Here is a 17275-nt window from a genome sequence, read left to right as displayed (position 1 = left end):
GGGACGCTACCGGCCGTCGCGCCTCGGGGCCGTCCCGTCACCGGCAGCCGGCCGGGTCCGGGCCGGCCGCTCGGTGCTCACCACCACGGCGACGCCGGCCACGATGACCGCGCCGCCGAGCAGCACCTGCGTGGTGACCGGCTCGGCGACGAGCAGCGCGCCGAGCGCCACCGCGACCGCCGGGTTGACGTACGCGTACGTGGAGACCAGCGAGATCGGCGCGTGGGCGAGCAGCCAGACGTACGCGGTGAAGGCGACCAGCGAGCCGGCCACCATCAGGTACGCCAGCGCCGCCCAGGACCGCCCGGTCACCTCGGCGGGGGCGAAGTCGGCCAGTTCGCCGCGTACGACGGCGACCAGCGCGAGCGCCGACGCGCCGGCCACCATCTCGTAGACGGTCGCCACGAACGGATCGGCCGGCATCCGGATCCGCCCGGACAGATAGGAGCCGATCGACCAGCTCGCGGCAGCCGCGACCACGGTCAGCGCACCCACCAGCGGCACCCCGTCCACCCCGTCGCGGGGCAGGACGAGCAGGACGAGCCCGGCGAAGCCCAGCGCGACGCCGACGAACGTCCACGGGCGGGGCCGGTCCCCGCCGGCCGTACGCAGCACCACCACCAGCAGCGGGACGGTGGCGATCAGCAGTGCGGCGACACCGGAGGGCACCGCGTCGCCGGGCGGGCCGGACTCGGCGAGCACCACCAGCCCGTTGCCCCCGGCCAGCAGCAGCACCCCGACCAGCGCGGCCCCGCCGAGGCGACGCGCTGGCACGCGGAGCGACCCGGGCCCGCGACGGAGCCGCAGCACGAGCGCGAGCACCACGGCGGCGGCGGCGAACCGCATCGCGGCGGAGGTGAGCGGCGGCAGGGACTCGACGGCGACCCGGATGCCCAGGTAGGTCGAGCCCCACAGCAGGTAGACCAGCACCAACGCGGTCCAGATCAGGGCGGCACGGGCCGGCGGCGCCGGAGAGCCGGCGACGTCCGTCGTACTCGGGGGGCGTGAGCTCATCGGTGGACCACGCTACGGTGACCACGGCGTCGGCGTCCCGTGTTGGTGGCCGGCCTCTCAGGACCGGCTATGCAGGAGGCGTTCATGTCGAACTTCGGACCACCGGGCGGCGGCGCACCCGAGCCGTGGGAGGCACGACGTCCCGACGACGGCTACGCCCCCGACCCGCACCACGGTCCGAGGCCCGGCGGCCCGCAGTACGGCCCGCCCAATCCGCCGTACGGCCCGCCCCACGAGCAGTACGGCCCGCCGACCGAGCAGTACGGGCCACCCGCCGAGCAGTACGGACCACCCCACGAGCAGTACGGCCCACCCGCCGAGCGGTACGGGTCGCCCCAGCAGTACGGGCCGCCCGGCGAGCAGTACGGCCCGCCGCAGCAGTACGGGCCGCCGGACCAGCGCTTCGAGCCGGCCCCGGGGTGGCCGGACGGTCCGGGTGCCGCGCCCCGGCAGGGCTATCCGGCCGGTCCCGACTACGCCGGCCAGGTGCCGTATCCCGGCGGACAGCAGCCCTATTCCGGCGGACAGCAGCCCTACGCCGGCGGGCCACCGCCGTACGGCGCGGGGCAGCACCCCTACGGCGAGCCGACGCCGCCGAAGCGGGGCAGGAGCCCGTTGCTGGTGGTGGTGATCGTGCTGGCGGTGCTGCTGCTGGGGGGTGCCGGGGCGTACTGGCTGCTCGGTCGGGACGGGGACAGCCCGCCGGCCGGGACGACGGCCGCCACCGCGCCGGCGCCGACCGACGCGGCGCCGAGCGACCCGGCGGAGGCGACGCCCACCACGGCGGCCCCGGCCTCCTCGACCGATCCGCGTTTCGTGAAGGCGGGTCAGTGCGTCGCCAACCAGGGCGGCGGTGCCCAGCCGAAGCTGGTGATCGCCGACTGCGCCCCGAAGACGTACGAGGTGCTGCGCCGGATCGACGGCGCGACCAGCGGCAAGAAGGACGCCGAGGCCAAGTGCGGCAAGGTGGCCGGCTACACCGACTGGTACTTCTTCGACAGTGAGCTGGACACGCTCGACTTCGTGCTCTGCCTGAAGCGTCGATAGGCCGCTAGCCGACTCTAGGGCTGTCTGGGATGGACGCTAGACAGACCTAGATTCGGCTCGAAGCCGACACGCGGTAGCCGCCTCTACGCACGTCTAGCCTGGTCACTAGACGACCGGATACTGTGCGATCGTGGATCCGGTCCGCAACCCGTACGCTCCCGGCGCCGGTCAGCGCCCGCCCGAACTCGCCGGGCGGGGGCGGGAGCTGGACGTCTTCGACGTGGTGCTGGAACGCATCGCCCGGGGCCGGCCGGAACGCAGCCTGATGCTCACCGGGCTGCGCGGGGTGGGCAAGACGGTCCTGCTCAACACGCTCCGCTCGGAGGCGATCAACCACCTCTGGGGCACCGGCAAGATCGAGGCCAGACCGGACCAGTCGCTGCGCCGACCGATCGCCGCCGCGCTGCACATGGCGGTCCGCGAGCTGGCCCCACGACACCGCGCGCCGGACCGGATCGACGGCTTCCTCGGCGTGCTCAAGGCGTTCGCGCAACGGTCCGCGCCGGCCGGGCGGGGCGGGGCGGCGCCGAAGCTGCGCGACCGCTGGCAACCGGGCATCGACGTGCCGGCCAGCAGCGGCCGGGCCGACTCCGGCGACATCGAGATCGACCTGGTGGAACTGCTCAGCGACGCGGCGGCGGTCGCCACCGACGTGGGCACCGGCATCGCGATCTTCATCGACGAGATGCAGGACGTGGGCGCCGAGGACGTCTCCGCGCTCTGCGCCGCCTGCCACGAGCTGTCCCAGCTCGGTGCGCCGCTCATCGTGGTGGGCGCCGGGCTGCCGCACCTGCCGGCCGTGCTCAGCGCCGCCAAGTCGTACTCCGAACGGCTCTACCGCTACCAGCGGATCGACCGGCTGGACCGGATCGCCGCCGACCAGGCACTCTGCGCGCCGGCCGAGCGGGAGGAGGTCGAGTACGAGCAGAAGGCGCTCGACCTGCTCTACGAGAAGTCCGGTGGCTACCCCTACTTCGTCCAGGCGTACGGAAAGGCGACCTGGGACCACGCGCCCCGCTCGCCGATCACCGCCGCGGACGTGCGGGTCGCCGCGCCCGAGGCGGAGGCGGAGCTGGCGGTGGGCTTCTTCGGCTCCCGGTTCGAGCGAGCCACCCCGGCCGAACGGGAGTACATGCGGGCCATGGCGACACTGGCGCTGGTGGGCGGCGAGGACGGCGCCCGGGACGACATGGACGCCGCGGTGCCCACCGCGGAGATCGCGCGGTCGCTCGGCCGCAAGCCGGCCAGCCTCTCCCCGGCCCGGGACGCGCTGATCAAGAAGGGGCTGATCTACTCCGGCGAGCGGGGGACGGTCGCGTTCACCGTCCCGCACTTCGGCCGTTACCTGCGCACCCAGCCGGCCTGAGCGGCGGCCGGGCCGGCGGGTGAGCGGTGCCCACCTTGGCCACGACTGCGGGGCTCGCAAGCTCACTCCTCGCGTGGCCGGTCACACCCGCGACCAGGGCGACGGGAAGACCACCTCACCGGCCGGCGGTGGCGGCTCCCCGCCGGTGGACGGCGGCAGCACCAGCGCCTGCCACGGCTCCCCCAGCCCGGACCACGGGCTGGTCAACCCCAACCGGTCCGCCGGGCCGAACCCGAAGCGCCGGTAGTACGCCGGGTCGCCCAGCACCACCACGAGCCGTTCCCCCAGCTCCGTGGCGGCGTCGAGCGCCGCCTGCACCACCGCCGTGCCGTGCCCGACCCGCTGCCGGTGCGGGGCCACCGCCACCGGCCCGAGCGCCAGCGCCGGCCAGCCGCCGCCGTCGACGCGTACCCGCACGCGGGTGAGCAGCGCGAAGCCCACCACCTCGCCGCCGTACTCGGCGACCATGGCCAGTTCCGGGATCCACGCGGCGCTGTGCCGCAACTCCTCGACCAGGCCGACCTCGGGCGGGGTGGCCACGTCGGGTCGGGCGAACGCGGCGGCGAGCACCCGGGCCACCGGCGCTTCGTCGGCCGGGTCCTCCGGGCGCAGTCGCAGCGTCGTCACTCGCGCGACCTTACCGAACGCAACGGGTCCATCCGCGACGGTCGCTGAAATCGATACCGGACGGACGTCGATACCTTTCGTGTGTTGCAGGGGTGACCGGGCCCACGACGGGGTAAGACTGAACCATGAAGCCCGTGCGCTCCCTCGCCCGAGTCATGTTGAGCGGCATCTTCGTGGTCAGCGGCGCCCGCAACCTGCGCAACGCGGAACGGCTGGTGCCCGCCGCGAAGCCGGTCACCGACCGGGTCGCCCCGCTGATCCAGAACCTGCACCCGCGCATCCCGACCGACACCGAGACGCTGATCCGGGCCAACGCCGCCACCCAACTGGTCGGCGGTCTGATGCTGGCCACCGGCCGGTTCACCCGCCCGGCCGCGCTCGTCCTGGCCGGCACGCTGGTGCCGGCCACCGTCGCCGGCCATCCCTTCTGGAACAACGACGACCCGGCCGCGCGCAACAACAACCAGATCCACTTCCTGAAGAACCTCGGGCTGCTCGGCGGGCTCCTCCTCGCCGCCGCGGACACCGAGGGCAAGCCGGGGCTGCGCTGGCGCGCCGGCCACCGGATCGACCACTCACGCCGGTCGGTCAAGCGCGCGGTCCGCACGGCCCGCCGCGAGGCGAGGATCGCCGTACGCTCCGCGGCGACCGCCCGCCGGATGCCCGGCTGACCCACATCCGCACAGCCCCCACCCCCCGCAAGGCCACCAATCACCTGAACCGTCCGACACCCGTTAACGCGGTGGAAATGTCGCAAACACGTGTGGGATCGGACACGGTCGTGTAACGCGGGAGGCAGCAACGTGAGGCGCCGTTCTAGGCTCCGTTCTGGACCTGGACGGGCACGACGACCTTGGTACGGGGGTGGCCACGCCATGCCGACGACAGTCGGTAGACGGACCAACCGCCTCCCACCGGCCCCCCGCGTCGTCCTCGGGGTCGACCAGCGGCTCGTGGTGCGCATCGGCATCGTGGCCGCCGTGTCGTACGCGGCCTGGCTCGCGATCGGCGCCTTCGGCCGGCCGTACAACTTCTTCGACATGAAGATCTACCACGGCGCGGTGCTGTGGTGGGCCAACGGCAACGAGCTGTACGACTTCGTCGCCCCCTCGACGACCCTCGGTTTCACCTATCCACCCTTCGCCGGTCTGGTCATGCTGCCGATGTCCTGGCTGCCGGTGGACGCCGCCGGGTTCGTCAACGCGCTGGCCAGCATCGCCGCGCTCGCGGTCGTGCTGGCCGCGTTGCTGCGCCCCATCGTGGACCGGCTCGGCTGGTCGCTCTGGTTCACCGTCGGCATCGCCACCCCGCTCGCCGTGGCGATCGAGCCGTCCCGCGAGACGCTCGGCTACGGCCAGGTCAACCTGCTGCTCTTCGCGCTGATCATGGCGGATCTGGTGGGCCTGCGGTGGCGGGCCAAGCGGGGCACCCACCACGAGACCGCCGAGTCGCCGCTGGCCCGCTTCCTCTACAGCGGCGCCTGGGCCGGGGTCGGCATCGGGCTCGCCACCGCCGTCAAGCTCACCCCGGCGCTGTTCATCGGCTACCTGATGCTCACCCGGCAGTGGCGGGCCGCCTGGATCGCGGTCGCCACCACGATCGGGGTGACGCTCGCGACGTTCGGTGCCGTCGGTGAGGAGTCCCGCGCGTACTTCACCAGCGTGCTGTGGCAGACCGAACGGGTCGGCGCCGCCGACATGACCGCCAACCAGTCCCTCGCCGGGCTGCTGGCACGGCTCTACGACTCGATCGAGACGCCCGGGCTGCTCTGGCTCGCGTTCTCGGTGCTGGTGCTGGCGCTGGGCCTGTCCCGGGCGCTCAGCGCCCGCGCCGACGGCGACGAGCTGACCGCGTTCACGCTGGTCGGGCTCACCGCCAACGTGATCAGCCCGATCTCCTGGTCGCACCACCTGGTCTGGGTCATCCCGGCGATCGTGGTGCTGGCCGACGCCGCGGTACGCCGCCGCGAGGCCAGCCGCGGGCTGCCGCTGCGGACGAGCGGACCGGCCTCGACGAACGGCGTGCCCACGTTGCGCCCGCCGATCTGGTACCCGACGCTGACCGGGTTCCGGCACGCGGCCGGCGCGCTCGGGCTCTATCTCCTATTCCTGATCTCACCGATCTGGCCGTACGAGCACCAGCTCCCCGAGGTGTCCCACTACCAGGACGGCCTGTTCGGCGCGCTGATGGAGAACTCCCTGGCCATCGCGCTGATCGTGCTGGTCGCGGCGCTGCCCTGGCGCCCCGGCGCCGAGCCGGCGTTCTACCACGACCGGCTGGGCCGTACGGCCCAGCTCGCCGCCCGACGCTGACCCGCCCCGCTCAGGGGCAGTTCACCCACTCCTCGGTGCCGTCGTCGAAGACCTGCCGTTTCCAGATCGGCAGCCGCGCCTTCACCTCGTCGACCAGCCGGGCGCACGCCGCGAACGCCGCCGCCCGGTGCGCGGTGCTGACGGCGGCGACCAGCGCCACGTCACCGATCTCCAGCGGGCCGACCCGGTGGGAGACCGCCACCGCGTGCACCGCCGGGTCGGCGGCGATCTCGGCCGCCACCTCGCGCAGCACCGTCTCGGCGGTGGGGTGGCCCTCGTACTCCAGCCGGGTGACCGTCCGCCCGTGGTCGTGGTCGCGGACCACGCCCTGGAAGGAGACCACGGCACCGGCCCGGCGGTCGGCGACCGCCGCCTCGTGCGCGGCCAGGTCGAGTGGCTGGTCCGTCACCGCGCCGAACACCACACGCGTCTCCGTGCTCACGAGCGCTCTCCGGGGGTCAGGGGCAGCGGAACGAGCGGGACCCGGTCGCCGGCGGCGCCGCTGGTGCCGGGCCGGATCACCGCGAAGCCGTCCGCGCCGGCCAGCCCGCGCAGCATCGCCGAGCCGACGTGCCGCACCGGGTGCGCGGTGCCGGCGACCCGGTCCCAGCGCGCCAGCGCCAGGTGGGTGTGGTCGCCGCGCCCGGGCACCGGCTCGGCCAGCGTGACCTGCGGCAGCACCGGCATCGGCCGGCCGGTGAGACCGGCGAGCAGGGGAGCGACGAGCGAGACCAGCGCCACCACCGCGGACTGCGGGTTGCCCGGGAGGCCGGCCACGAAGCGCACCCGGCCGTCGCCCTCGACCAGCCGGGCGAGCAGCATCGGGAAGCCGGGGCGCACCGCCACGGTGTTGACCACGTAGTCCGCGCCGAGCGCCTCCAGCGTCGGGTGCAGATGGTCGACCGGCCCGTGCATGGTGCCGCCGGTGGTGCAGACCAGATCGGCGTTGGCGAGCGCGCCACGCAGCGCCGCGACGTGCGCGGGCAGCGTGTCGGCGACCGGCCCGACCACGTCGGCGCCGCGCACCTGACAGCCGTAGCGGCGTAGCCAGGCGGGCACCGAGGGACCGAGCGCGTCGCGCACCCGGCCGGCGCCGGGCGGGCCGGAGGTGAGCAGCTCGTCGCCGAAGACCAGCAGCGCCGCCCTGGGTGGGCGGCGGACCCGCAGCGTGTCGTGCCCGCAGGAGGCGGCCAGGCCGATCACCGCCGGGTCCACCGGCGTGCCGGCGGGCAGCAGCTCCTCCCCGCGGTGCGCCTCCTCGCCCGGCTCGCGCCACTCCGGCTGCGGCCGGGGCGTGCCGGTCACCCGACCGTCCGTCGTCCGGGTGGAGTCCTCGATCCGCAGGATCGCGGTGGTGCCCGCCGGCACCATCGCGCCGGTGGCGATCTCCACGGTGGTGCCGTCCGCCTCCAGCGGGGACGCGGTGTGCCCGGCGAGGAGCCGGCCCACCACCCGCCACGGCCCCGACCCGCGCACCGCCCAGCCGTCGACGCTGGAGGTGGGGAACGCCGGCAGGTCGGTGCGGGTGGTCAGCGGCTCGGCCAGGGTGTGCCCGTCGGCGTCGGCCAGCGGGCGGGCGACCGCGGGGAGCGCGGCGGAGAGCCCGACCGCGTACACCCGGGAGCGAGCCTCCTCCCACCCGGCCGGCGGGGGCGTGCCCACCTCGACCGTGGCGGCTCCGGTTTCCGTGCTCATCCGGCGAGCCTAGCGTCGGCGCGCCCGGCCCGCGGGCTCAGTGGTCACCGCCGCGCAGCTGGTCGACCGCGTGCCGCAGGATCGGCCCGAGCACGGCCAGGCCGTCCCGCGCGCCGCCGCGCGAGCCGGGCAGGTTAACCACGAGCGTCCGGCCGGCGACACCGGCCCGGCCCCGGGACAGCGCGGCCGTGGGCACCGCCTCGCGGCTGTGCGCGCGGATCGCCTCGGCAATGCCGGGGATCTCGTAGTCGAGCAGCGCGCCGGTCACCTCGGGCGTGCGGTCGGTCGGGGTGATGCCGGTGCCGCCGCTGGTCAGCACCACGTCGACGCCCTCGTCACGGGCGGCACGCAGCGCGTCGCCGACCGGCTCGCCGTCGGGCACCACCACCGGGGCGTCGACCGTGCAGCCCAGCTCCCGCAGGCCGGCCACGAGCAGCGGACCGCTGGTGTCCTCGTAGACCCCGGCGGCGGCCCGGTTCGAGGCCACGATCACCCGGGCCCGGATCACGGCCGGTCCTCCGGCCGGAGCCACTCGCCGGTCTTGCCGCCCTCCTTGCGGAGCACCCGGACGGCGTCCACCGACGCGGCCGGGTCGACCGCCTTCACCATGTCGACCAGGGCGAGCCCGGCGACCGCCACCGCGGTGAGCGCCTCCATCTCCACCCCGGTGCGGTCGGCCGTCCGCGCGGTGGCCGTGATCTCCACGGTGTCAGCGGTGAGGCGCAGGTCGACGGTGACGCCGTGCAGGGCGATCGGGTGGCAGAGCGGGATCAGGTCAGGGGTCCGCTTGGCCCCCATGATCCCGGCGAGCCGCCCGACCGCGAGCGCGTCGCCCTTGGGCAGGCCGTCGCGGCGCAGCAGCTCCACCACCTCGGCGGTGGTGCGGAGCCGGCCGGCGGCGACCGCGAGCCGGCCGGACACCGGTTTGGCGGAGACGTCGACCATCCGGGCCGCGCCGGCCGGGTCGACGTGGGTGAGCTGCGCGGGATCGGTCACCGCCCGACCCTATCCGCCGGGTACGACGGCACGGCGTCGCCGCCCGGGCCGCAAATCCGGATGTCAGCCGTGCCCGCGACCCATTCGGACAACCTGGTCGCAATTAACGCCGGCGGGATCACCATTCATCGCCGGAAAGCCACTCCGATTTCATCTGCCGTCGACACCGCCCGCCGGCCCGTCACCGGCCGCACGTCCGACGCGACATCGAGTTGCCCCGGAGGGTATCTTCCCCTGATTCGAAGCCGAACCCGACTGAACTGTGGATGAGACGCCGCCGGGATGCGGTGAGACTGATGGAGCGCTCCGGACCGAGCAGGTAGCGACGTTGCAGTCCGCAATGGATCGCGCACGGAAAGGAGAGGTATAGACGCGCTCCGCACTCTTTTGCAAACGCAAAGTTGCGAAAAGCCAAGCTATTCGCTCATATTGCATATAGTTACATATTTGCCTTCTAAACGCCACGTTCCTGACCTAACCTCTTTTTCGTCAGAAAGATGCGCCGAAAGATACGGGCGCCGACGATCGAAGGAGGCAGGGACATGCGCGGGACCGACTGGAACTGAAAGCAGGACCGGCACCACGGAGCGTCCGCGGTAGGCTCTTGCCACAGCCGGCGCAGCAACTGGGAGCGGCGTGACTTCTTCCCAGCGACGTGAGATCGAGACCGACAGGCGGCTACGGCTGCTGGTCGGTCTCGTCGTCGTGGCAGCCGCCGTGGTGGTGCTGACCTCGCTCCCCGGCGCCCTCGTCGACGCGCCCCCCACATCGGTCTACGACGCCGCCACCCTGATGATGCTGACCTTCATGATCGCGGTGGGGACACTCGTCAAGGCCCGCATCCGGATCCGTTCCACCACACAGTCCATCAGCTGGAACGAGACCGCGATCGTCATCGGCGCCGCGGTCATCCCCCTGCCCTGGGTGGTGCTGTGCACCGTCGTCGGGATCACGCTCGCCTCGCTGCAACTGACCCCGATCAAGATCGCCTTCGGGATCGGCAAGAACACCCTGGTGGCCTTCGGCGCGGGTCTGACGCTCACGCTCCTGGACTGGACGTGGCCGTCCCCCCACCCGCTGGAGATGCTGGTCCCGCTCGGCGTCGCCTACCTGGCCGTCGCCGTCATCGACGACCTGCTCGCAATCCCGGTCATCGCGCTCGCCTCCGGCACCCGCGTACGCCGCCAGTTCCTCACCAACCTCGACCTCCGGGTGGCAGGCTTCGTCGTCCGCTTCGTGGTCGCGGTCTGCACCCTGGCGATCCTGTCGATCGACCCCCGCCTGCTGCTCGCCGTACCGCCGCTGGTGCTCAGCCTGCACCTGGCCTACTCCACCCGGATCCGCACCCGCACCGAACAGCAGGCCTGGCAGCGACTCGCCCGCACCACCGACGCGCTCAACGTCGTCGACCTCGGCCAGGTGCTCACCACCGCCGTCACCGAGGCCGCCGAACTCTTCTCCGCCGACGAGGTCGAGATCGAGCTGCGCGAGGGCGGGCGCACGGTCCGCGGCGGCGCGGCCGGCATCGCGTACGACGGAACGTCGCCACGGCCCAGCGGCACCGACGGCCGCATCATGCCGGTCTCGCTGGAAGGACACGACCGGTCCGAGGACATCGGCGAGCTGCGGCTCCGCTTCGCCGGGCCGGTCGAGCTCTCCGAGCGGGAGCAGTACACCCTGCGTACCTTCGCCTCCGCCCTGTGCACCGCGGTCCGCAACGCCCAGGCGTACGCCGAACTGGCCCGCGTCGCCGCCGACCACGCCTACGCCGCCACCCACGACGCGCTCACCGGCCTGTCCAACCGCCGGCACCTGCTGGACGAGGGAACCGCCCAGCTCACCACCCGGCACGCCGACGGCATCACCGCCCTGGTGCTGATCGACCTCAACCACTTCAAGGAGGTCAACGACACGCTCGGGCACGGCGCCGGCGACCGGGTGCTGATCCAGGTCGCCGAGCGGCTACGCGGCGCGGCACGCGCCGACGACCTGGTCGCCCGGCTCGGCGGCGACGAGTTCGCCGTCCTGCTGCGCGGCCTGCCCGCCCCGGCGGTCGCCGCGCACCGCGCCGAAACCCTGCTCGCCGCGCTGCACGACCCGCTCGACCTCGACGGCATGCGGATCAGCGTGGAAGCCAGCGGCGGCATCGCCGTCGCCCCCGCCACCGGCGGGATGCCCGAGCTGCTGCGCCGCGCCGACGTGGCGATGTACCAGGCCAAGCGCGCCGGCCAGCGGATCGCCACGTACGCGGCGGCCCGCGACACCGCCGACCTCAACCGGCTCACGCTCGGCGGGGAGCTGCCCCGGGCCGTCGCCGATCACGAGTTCACCGTCAACTTCCAACCCATCGTCGACCTGGGCAGCGGCCAGGTCACCGGCGCGGAGGCGCTGGCCCGCTGGCACCACCCCACCCACGGCCTGATCGACCCGCTGCGCTTCCTGGAGGCGGTGGAACGCTCCGGGCTGCTGCCCGCGTTCGCCGAGGCCATCCTCGACCAGGCCCTGATCGCGGCCGGCTCCTGGCACGACGCCGGCTTCGACCTGCCCGTCTCGGTGAACGTGTCGCCCCGCAGCCTCCTCGACGCCCGCTTCCCCGGCGCCGTGCTGGCCCGGCTGCGCGCCCACGACCTCCCACCCGACCGGCTCGTCCTGGAACTCACCGAGACGCTCACCCTCAGCCAGCTCGACGTGGTCGACCGGGTGCTCAGCCGGCTCCGCGACTCCGGCGTCCGGCTGGCCCTCGACGACTTCGGCACCGGCTACTCGTCGCTCTCCCTGCTCTCCCGCATCCCGGTCCACGAACTCAAGATCGACCGCAGCTTCGTCACCGCGATGGAAACCGCACCCGAGGCCGCCGCCGTGATCCGCTCCACCCTCGACCTGGGCCGCAGCCTCGACCTCACCGTGGTCGCCGAGGGCGTGGAGAGCGAACCCCAACGCCGCACGCTCTGGGAGCTGGGCTGCACGGCCGGCCAGGGCCATCTGTTCGCCCGGCCGCTGCCGGCCGGCGCGCTGCTCGCCGCCCTCCAACGCGGCGCCGGCGGCCGGCCCGGCGCACTCGCCGCACCGCTGCACGACACCGGCGCCGTCATCCGGCTGCCCGGCCGCCGCACTGCGGGCACCCGTACCCGCCCGGCCTCCGCCACCGACGTCCGCCACCCCTGACCGACCGGCCCGACCCGGCCGGACCGCACCCCCGGTCTGCCAGACTGGCCCGCGTGACCGCCCACGCCGACCCGGCCACCGCCACCACCCGCCGCTGGTCGGCGCTCGACACCGCCGCCGGCGGTCTCGCCCTCGACCTGGGCCTCTACGCCGCCGCCACGATCTTCGCCGCGGTCACCGCCGCCACCTCCACCCTGCCCCCGCACCGCGCGTGGGGCACCGTCGCCACCATCGGGTACGCCCTCGCCACGCTCGCCGCGACCACCCAGCTCCTCGCCCGCCGCCGACGCCCCGGCACCCCGCTGGCCGGCCTGCCCGCCCGCTGGACGGTCACCGGCCTGACCTGGGCCACCACCGCGCTGCTGCCGGTCGTCGTGCAGAGCGTCCAGCGGGCCGGCGGGCACCCCGGCCGGGCCCAGGAGGAGGTGCTCGTGGTGGAACACGCCGGCACCCGTCTCGCCGAGCACGGCACCCCCTACCTCGGCCCCGACGCCATCGCCGCCCTGCCCCCCGGCGAACAACTCCTCGGCTACACGCCCTACCAACCCGGGATGGCACTGTTCGGGCTGCCCCGGGCCGCCGCCGACGCCTGGTGGACCGACGCCCGCGTCTGGTTCGCGGTCGGCACCGCGCTCGCGCTCGCCGCCCTGGTCACCACGCTGCGCACCGGCACCGGCCCCACCTCGCCCCGCCGCTGCGCCGCGCTGCTGCGCGTCGTGCAGGCCGCCACCGTCCTGCCCGTCTCCGCGCTCACGCTCGCCACCGGCGGCGATGACCTCCCCGTACTCGCGCTCTGCCTGCTCGCCCTCGCGCTGGCCGCCGCCGACCGGCCCGGCCGCGCCGGCCTCGCGGTCGGCGCCGCCGGCGCGCTGAAGCTCTTCGCCTGGCCGGTGGCGGTCGTGCTGGTCTGCTGGGCCGCCACCCGCCGGGCCGCGCCCCGCACCGCGCTGGGCGCCCTCGGCCTCCCCGTCCTCGCGCTGCTGCCGGTCCTGCTCGTCGACCGCGACGCCCTCGTCGAGAACGTGCTCCGGTTCCCGCTCGGCCACGGCCTGGTGACCAGCCCCGCCCAGTCCCCGTTCCCCGGCCACCTGATCGCCGAGACGCTCCCCGCCGGCCGGGTGATCGCCGCCGCGCTGCTCGTCGCGGTCGGCCTGGCGATCGCCGTCCGGCTGCTGCGCCACCCGCCGCGCACCGCCGCCGCCACGGCGCTCGTCAGCGGGTACGGGCTGCTCGCCGCGATCCTGCTGATGCCCTCCACCCGCTTCGGCTACCTGCTCTACCCGGCCGCGCTCCTCGTCCTCGCCCCGGCGCTGGCACTCGCCGAGGCACCGGCCGGCCGGCATTCCCGGCAACCGCCCGACGCGAAGCGGCCGGAAGGCGTACACCTGAGGCATGACCACCTACCGTGACCGGGCCGAAGCGGGACGGGACCTCGCCGAGCGACTCACCGACCTCGTCGACCGGCCCGACGTCGTCGTCCTCGCGCTGGTCCGCGGCGGCGTACCCGTCGCCCGGGTGATCGCCGACCGGCTCCACGCCCCCCTCGACGTGCTGGTCGTCCGCAAACTCGGTGTGCCCTGGGCGCCCGAGGTCGCCTACGGGGCGCTCGGCCCCGGCGGCGTGCAGGTCCTCAACGACATGGTCGCCGGCCGGATCAGCGAGAACGACCGGGCCCAGGTCCGCCGCCGCGAACAGGCCGAACTGGACCGCCGCGAGCAGCGCTACCGCGCCGGTCGCCCCCCGCTGGACCTGACCGGCCGGACCGCCCTGATCGTCGACGACGGGCTCGCCACCGGCGCCACCGCCCGCGCCGCCGTCCAGGTCGCCCGCCACCTCGGCGCCGCCCGGGTGGTCGTCGCCGTCCCGGTCGGCTCCCCGCAGGCGTACGAGATGCTCGCCGCCACGGCCGACACGGTCGTGAGCAGCCAACTCCCGGCCGACTTCGCCGCCGTCGGCGCCTACTACGACGACTTCCACGAGGTCTCCGACGACGAGGTGACGCACGCGCTGACCGCCGCCGCGTGAAAACACCCGGTACCGTCGGTGTCATGCAGCTCACCTGTCCCAAATGCCGTGGAGAGATGCGCCAGTACGAGCGCAGCGGAGTAGTCATCGACCAGTGCGGCGAATGCCGCGGGATCTTCCTCGACCGAGGCGAGCTCGAAAAGCTGTTCGAGGCCGAGGCCAACTGGAACCGGCAGCAGGGCGGCGCCCCGCAGGCCGCACCCGCCGGGGCCGGCTACCCGCCGCCTCCGCCGCCCCCGCCCGCCGCCCCGCACCAGCCGGGCTACGGCGCCGTCCCCCCGCCCCCTCCGCCGCCGCCCGGCCACGGCTACCCGCAGCCCGCGTACGGCCACGGTCAGCAGCAGCACTACGGCTACCACGGCCACTACCGCCGCAAGAAGAAGCACGGCTTCCTCGGCGAGCTGTTCGACTGACGAGCGTGTAAAGGAGGGGCCCCTTCTTAACGCCTGGCGATAAGAGGGGGCCCCCGCCTGACCGTGCCGACCGCCGCGCGCCGTGGCAGGCTGCACCCCATGAGCCCGATCCGGCCGCACGAGGCGCTGGCCCAGGCGTACGACGGCATCACCGCCGTCGTCAGCCCGCTCGACGACGCCGGCCTGCAACGACCGACCCGCTGCCGGGGCTGGCTCGTCGCCGACCTGCTCTTCCACGTGCTCTGCGACGCCCAACGCGCGCTCGTCGCGCTGGCCAGCCCGGTGCCCGGTCCGGCCGACGTCGACGACGTCAGCTACTGGCGCGCGTTCGGCGCCGACGGCGAGGACGGGGCCGACGCGCGGCACGCCTGGTGGGCCCGCCGCTCGGCCGCCGCGTTCGACCGGCCCACCGGCGTGGTCCGGATCTGGTCCGACACCGCCCCGGCTGCCGCCCGCGCCGCCGCCGCAGCGGACACGGGCGGGCACGTCACCACCCAGGGCCACGTGCTGCGCGTACCCGATCTGCTGGCCACGCTGACCACCGAGGCGGTCGTGCACCACCTCGACCTGGTGGTGGACCTGCCGGACGCGCCACGGCCGGCGACCGGCCCGACGCGGGTCGCGGTGACCACGATGGACGGCCTGCTGTGCGACGACGCGGTACGCCCGGCCGCCTGGGACGACCACGAATATCTGCTCAAGGCCACCGGGCGGGTGCCGTTGACCGACCGGGACCGGTTCGAGCTGGGCGAGGCGGCGGGCTGGTTCCCGCTGCTCGGCTGACGGGGCCTCCCGCCTTGATCAGCGAGTGTGGGGCGTGCGGTCCAGCCGACGAAGCGGTCGAACAGTTCCTGCGGGTCCGGGTTCTGCCTCAGCAGAACGGGGGTGGCGTCGAACAGGCAGGCCGGCGGTGACCATGAACCTGACGGCATCAACGTAAATCAACAACGCCGTCAATCTCATGATCACGGCCTCGGAGGAGAACCCCGTACAAGGCGGTCGCTCAGACGATGGCCATGTCCACGAAGCGCGACAGGTGCAACTGCGCGGCGACCGTCACCGTGTCGGTCGGCCCATTCCTGTGTTTGGCGATGATGAAATCCGCCTCCCCGGCCCGCGGCGACTCCTTGTCATAATAGTCATCGCGGTGCAAAAGGATTACTACGTCAGCATCCTGCTCAATAGATCCCGATTCACGCAGATCGGACAATTGCGGTCGCTTGTCCGTACGCTGCTCCGGGCCACGGTTCAGCTGACTCACCGCGATCACCGGGCACTCGACCTCCTTGGCCAGCAGCTTCAGGCCACGGGACAGATCCGCGACCTCCTGCTGCCGGCTCTCGGTGCGCTTCGGTGAGGTCATGAGCTGGAGGTAGTCGACCACGATCAGCTTCAGGTCGTGCTTCTGCTTGAGCCGTCGTGCCTTCGCCCGGATCTCCATCAGGTTCATGCTCGGGGTGTCGTCGACGAAGAGCGGCGCCTCGCTGATCTCGCCCATGCAGCGGGCCAGCTTGGTCCAGTCGTCGTCGGAGAGCTGCCCGCTGCGCAGCACGTGCAGCGGCACCCGCGCCTCGGCCGAGAGAAGTCGCATGACGATCTCGACCTTGCTCATCTCCAGCGAGAAGATCGCCGCGGCCTGGTTAGCGCGAATAGCCGCATTTCGGGCAAAGTCCATAGATGCGGTCGACTTGCCCAGACCAGGTCGGCCGGCCACGATCACCAACTGCCCCGCGTGCAGGCCGTTGAGCAGGCGGTCGAGGTCGGTGAAGCCGGTCGGGACGCCGGTCATCACGCCGCCCTGGGCGCCGACCGCCTCGATCTCGTCCAGCGTGGGCTGGAGCATGTCGGCCAGGATCGCGAAGTCCTCGCTGACCCGCTTCTCGGTGATCTCGTAGACGGCCTGCTGGGCAAGGTCCACGATGTCGTCCACGTCCCGGCTGCCACTCGGGCCGGTGCCGTAGCCGAGCTGCACGATCCGGGTGCCGGCCTCGACCAGCCGGCGGAGCACGGCCCGCTCGCCCACGATGCGGGCGTAGTAGGCGGCGTTGGCGGCGGTGGGCACGCTGGCGATCAGGGTGTGCAGGTAGGGCGCGCCGCCGATGCGGGCGAGGTCGCCGGAGTCGGCCAGCGCCGCGGCCACCGTGATCGGGTCGGCCGGTTCACCCCGACCGTAGATGTCGAGGATCGCGTCGAAGATGGTGGCGTGCACCGGGCGGTAGAAGTCGTTGGTCTTGAGGATCTCCACGACGTCCGCGATGGCGTCCTTGGAGAGCAGCATGCCGCCGAGGACGCACTGCTCGGCGGCCACGTCCTGGGGTGGTGTCTTCTCGAAGGACGCCTCCCGCATGGGCGGCTCGGACGGTTGCCCCCCGGTCCGTTCCGCGCGCGTCTCGTCGGTGACCGACACGGGTCCCCCCTTGCTGCGTCGGATCGAGTCCAGCTCTATCGCCGGGGTGTGACAACTTCCGCCGACCCTCCGGTCGATCGGGGGCCATCGCCCGGCGGTCGCTGGCCACGATACGGAACCCGAGGTCAGCCACCAACAGGGCCGGTGGACGAGCCTCGGGACAACCTGTGGACGCAGGGGGACCGGCATGTGCGCAGGGTGTGCACAG

The 17275-nt window shown here is 73.6% G+C and carries 16 protein-coding genes; 9 read left to right on the top strand and 7 right to left on the bottom strand.

Translation table 11 applies throughout. The annotated features are described in order from the left end of the window. Positions 1-6 precede the first annotated feature (6 nt). Positions 7-1014, bottom strand: coding sequence for an EamA family transporter (locus VKK44_RS29010; RefSeq protein ID WP_343444332.1), 1008 nt, complete (start codon positions 1012-1014; stop codon positions 7-9). A gap of 84 nt (positions 1015-1098) precedes the next feature. Between VKK44_RS29010 and VKK44_RS29005 the strand changes: the two genes are divergently transcribed. Both VKK44_RS29005 and VKK44_RS29000 read left to right on the top strand, forming a co-directional pair. Further along, on the top strand, positions 1099-2061 hold the full coding sequence (locus tag VKK44_RS29005; protein ID WP_343444331.1) for an LppU/SCO3897 family protein: 963 nt from the start codon (positions 1099-1101) through the stop codon (positions 2059-2061). A 130-nt stretch (positions 2062-2191) separates the two neighbouring features. Further along, positions 2192-3427 carry an ATP-binding protein gene (locus tag VKK44_RS29000; protein WP_343444330.1) on the top strand — a complete coding sequence of 412 codons (1236 nt, stop codon included), beginning with the start codon at positions 2192-2194 and terminating at the stop codon, positions 3425-3427. A gap of 81 nt (positions 3428-3508) precedes the next feature. Here the strand turns inward: VKK44_RS29000 and VKK44_RS28995 are convergent, their stop codons facing one another. Continuing rightward, a complete protein-coding gene (locus VKK44_RS28995; RefSeq protein ID WP_343444329.1) occupies positions 3509-4054 on the bottom strand; it encodes a GNAT family N-acetyltransferase in 546 nt (181 codons plus the stop codon). A 125-nt stretch (positions 4055-4179) separates the two neighbouring features. On the opposite strand from VKK44_RS28995, the gene VKK44_RS28990 reads away from it, so the two are divergent. Together VKK44_RS28990 and VKK44_RS28985 are read left to right on the top strand one after the other, a co-directional pair. Further along, complete coding sequence (locus VKK44_RS28990; protein ID WP_343444328.1) at positions 4180-4725, top strand: DoxX family protein; 546 nt, start codon at positions 4180-4182, stop codon at positions 4723-4725. Between the two features lie 204 nt (positions 4726-4929). Then, positions 4930-6366 carry a glycosyltransferase 87 family protein gene (locus VKK44_RS28985; protein ID WP_343444327.1) on the top strand — a complete coding sequence of 479 codons (1437 nt, stop codon included), beginning with the start codon at positions 4930-4932 and terminating at the stop codon, positions 6364-6366. A gap of 10 nt (positions 6367-6376) precedes the next feature. Here the strand turns inward: VKK44_RS28985 and VKK44_RS28980 are convergent, their stop codons facing one another. From VKK44_RS28980 to moaC, 4 genes are read right to left on the bottom strand one after another with little or no spacing between them, the layout of a single operon-like run. Next, the gene (locus VKK44_RS28980; protein ID WP_343444326.1) at positions 6377-6808 is read right to left on the bottom strand and encodes a molybdenum cofactor biosynthesis protein MoaE; all 432 of its coding nucleotides are present in this window, start codon (positions 6806-6808) and stop codon (positions 6377-6379) included. Further along, positions 6805-8061 carry a molybdopterin molybdotransferase MoeA gene (locus VKK44_RS28975; RefSeq protein ID WP_343444325.1) on the bottom strand — a complete coding sequence of 419 codons (1257 nt, stop codon included), beginning with the start codon at positions 8059-8061 and terminating at the stop codon, positions 6805-6807. The genes VKK44_RS28980 and VKK44_RS28975 overlap by 4 nt, the downstream gene beginning before the upstream one ends. A gap of 37 nt (positions 8062-8098) precedes the next feature. After that, positions 8099-8569 carry a MogA/MoaB family molybdenum cofactor biosynthesis protein gene (locus VKK44_RS28970; RefSeq protein ID WP_343444324.1) on the bottom strand — a complete coding sequence of 157 codons (471 nt, stop codon included), beginning with the start codon at positions 8567-8569 and terminating at the stop codon, positions 8099-8101. Then, a complete protein-coding gene (gene moaC / locus VKK44_RS28965) occupies positions 8566-9057 on the bottom strand; it encodes a cyclic pyranopterin monophosphate synthase MoaC (RefSeq protein WP_343444323.1) in 492 nt (163 codons plus the stop codon). Before moaC ends, VKK44_RS28970 begins: the two co-directional genes overlap by 4 nt. Before the next feature lie 636 nt (positions 9058-9693). Here moaC and VKK44_RS28960 point away from each other — a divergent pair. From VKK44_RS28960 to VKK44_RS28940, 5 genes are all read left to right on the top strand, one after another. Next, positions 9694-12222, top strand: coding sequence for a putative bifunctional diguanylate cyclase/phosphodiesterase (locus VKK44_RS28960; RefSeq protein ID WP_343444322.1), 2529 nt, complete (start codon positions 9694-9696; stop codon positions 12220-12222). Between the two features lie 53 nt (positions 12223-12275). Continuing rightward, on the top strand, positions 12276-13631 hold the full coding sequence (locus VKK44_RS28955; RefSeq protein WP_343444321.1) for a glycosyltransferase 87 family protein: 1356 nt from the start codon (positions 12276-12278) through the stop codon (positions 13629-13631). Beyond that, entirely contained in the window at positions 13615-14247 is a 633-nt protein-coding gene (locus tag VKK44_RS28950; protein ID WP_343444320.1) for a phosphoribosyltransferase, read from the top strand. Before VKK44_RS28955 ends, VKK44_RS28950 begins: the two co-directional genes overlap by 17 nt. Positions 14248-14270: 23 nt before the next feature. Then, positions 14271-14660 carry a TFIIB-type zinc ribbon-containing protein gene (locus VKK44_RS28945; RefSeq protein ID WP_343444319.1) on the top strand — a complete coding sequence of 130 codons (390 nt, stop codon included), beginning with the start codon at positions 14271-14273 and terminating at the stop codon, positions 14658-14660. Positions 14661-14759: 99 nt separating this feature from the next. Further along, complete coding sequence (locus tag VKK44_RS28940; RefSeq protein ID WP_343444318.1) at positions 14760-15443, top strand: maleylpyruvate isomerase N-terminal domain-containing protein; 684 nt, start codon at positions 14760-14762, stop codon at positions 15441-15443. Positions 15444-15663: 220 nt separating this feature from the next. Here VKK44_RS28940 and dnaB read toward each other — a convergent pair whose 3' ends face one another. Beyond that, positions 15664-17067, bottom strand: coding sequence for a replicative DNA helicase (gene dnaB, locus VKK44_RS28935; protein WP_343444317.1), 1404 nt, complete (start codon positions 17065-17067; stop codon positions 15664-15666). Between the last annotated feature and the right edge of the window lie 208 nt (positions 17068-17275).

It is taken from the genome of Micromonospora sp. DSM 45708 (genome assembly GCF_039566955.1).
Lineage (GTDB): Bacteria > Actinomycetota > Actinomycetes > Mycobacteriales > Micromonosporaceae > Micromonospora.
This window is presented reverse-complemented; position numbering and strand designations above follow the sequence as displayed.

What these genes read in the sequence shown, in the direction of transcription:
- VKK44_RS28945 (WP_343444319.1), top strand. Translation starts at nt 14,271, where the DNA reads ATGCAGCTCACCTGTCCCAAATGCCGTGGAGAGATGCGCCAGTACGAG.
- VKK44_RS28940 (WP_343444318.1), top strand. Translation starts at nt 14,760, where the DNA reads ATGAGCCCGATCCGGCCGCACGAGGCGCTGGCCCAGGCGTACGACGGC.
- VKK44_RS28975 (WP_343444325.1), bottom strand. Translation starts at nt 8,061, where the DNA reads ATGAGCACGGAAACCGGAGCCGCCACGGTCGAGGTGGGCACGCCCCCG.
- VKK44_RS29005 (WP_343444331.1), top strand. Translation starts at nt 1,099, where the DNA reads ATGTCGAACTTCGGACCACCGGGCGGCGGCGCACCCGAGCCGTGGGAG.
- VKK44_RS29010 (WP_343444332.1), bottom strand. Translation starts at nt 1,014, where the DNA reads ATGAGCTCACGCCCCCCGAGTACGACGGACGTCGCCGGCTCTCCGGCG.
- VKK44_RS28990 (WP_343444328.1), top strand. Translation starts at nt 4,180, where the DNA reads ATGAAGCCCGTGCGCTCCCTCGCCCGAGTCATGTTGAGCGGCATCTTC.
- VKK44_RS28950 (WP_343444320.1), top strand. Translation starts at nt 13,615, where the DNA reads ATGACCACCTACCGTGACCGGGCCGAAGCGGGACGGGACCTCGCCGAG.
- VKK44_RS28985 (WP_343444327.1), top strand. Translation starts at nt 4,930, where the DNA reads ATGCCGACGACAGTCGGTAGACGGACCAACCGCCTCCCACCGGCCCCC.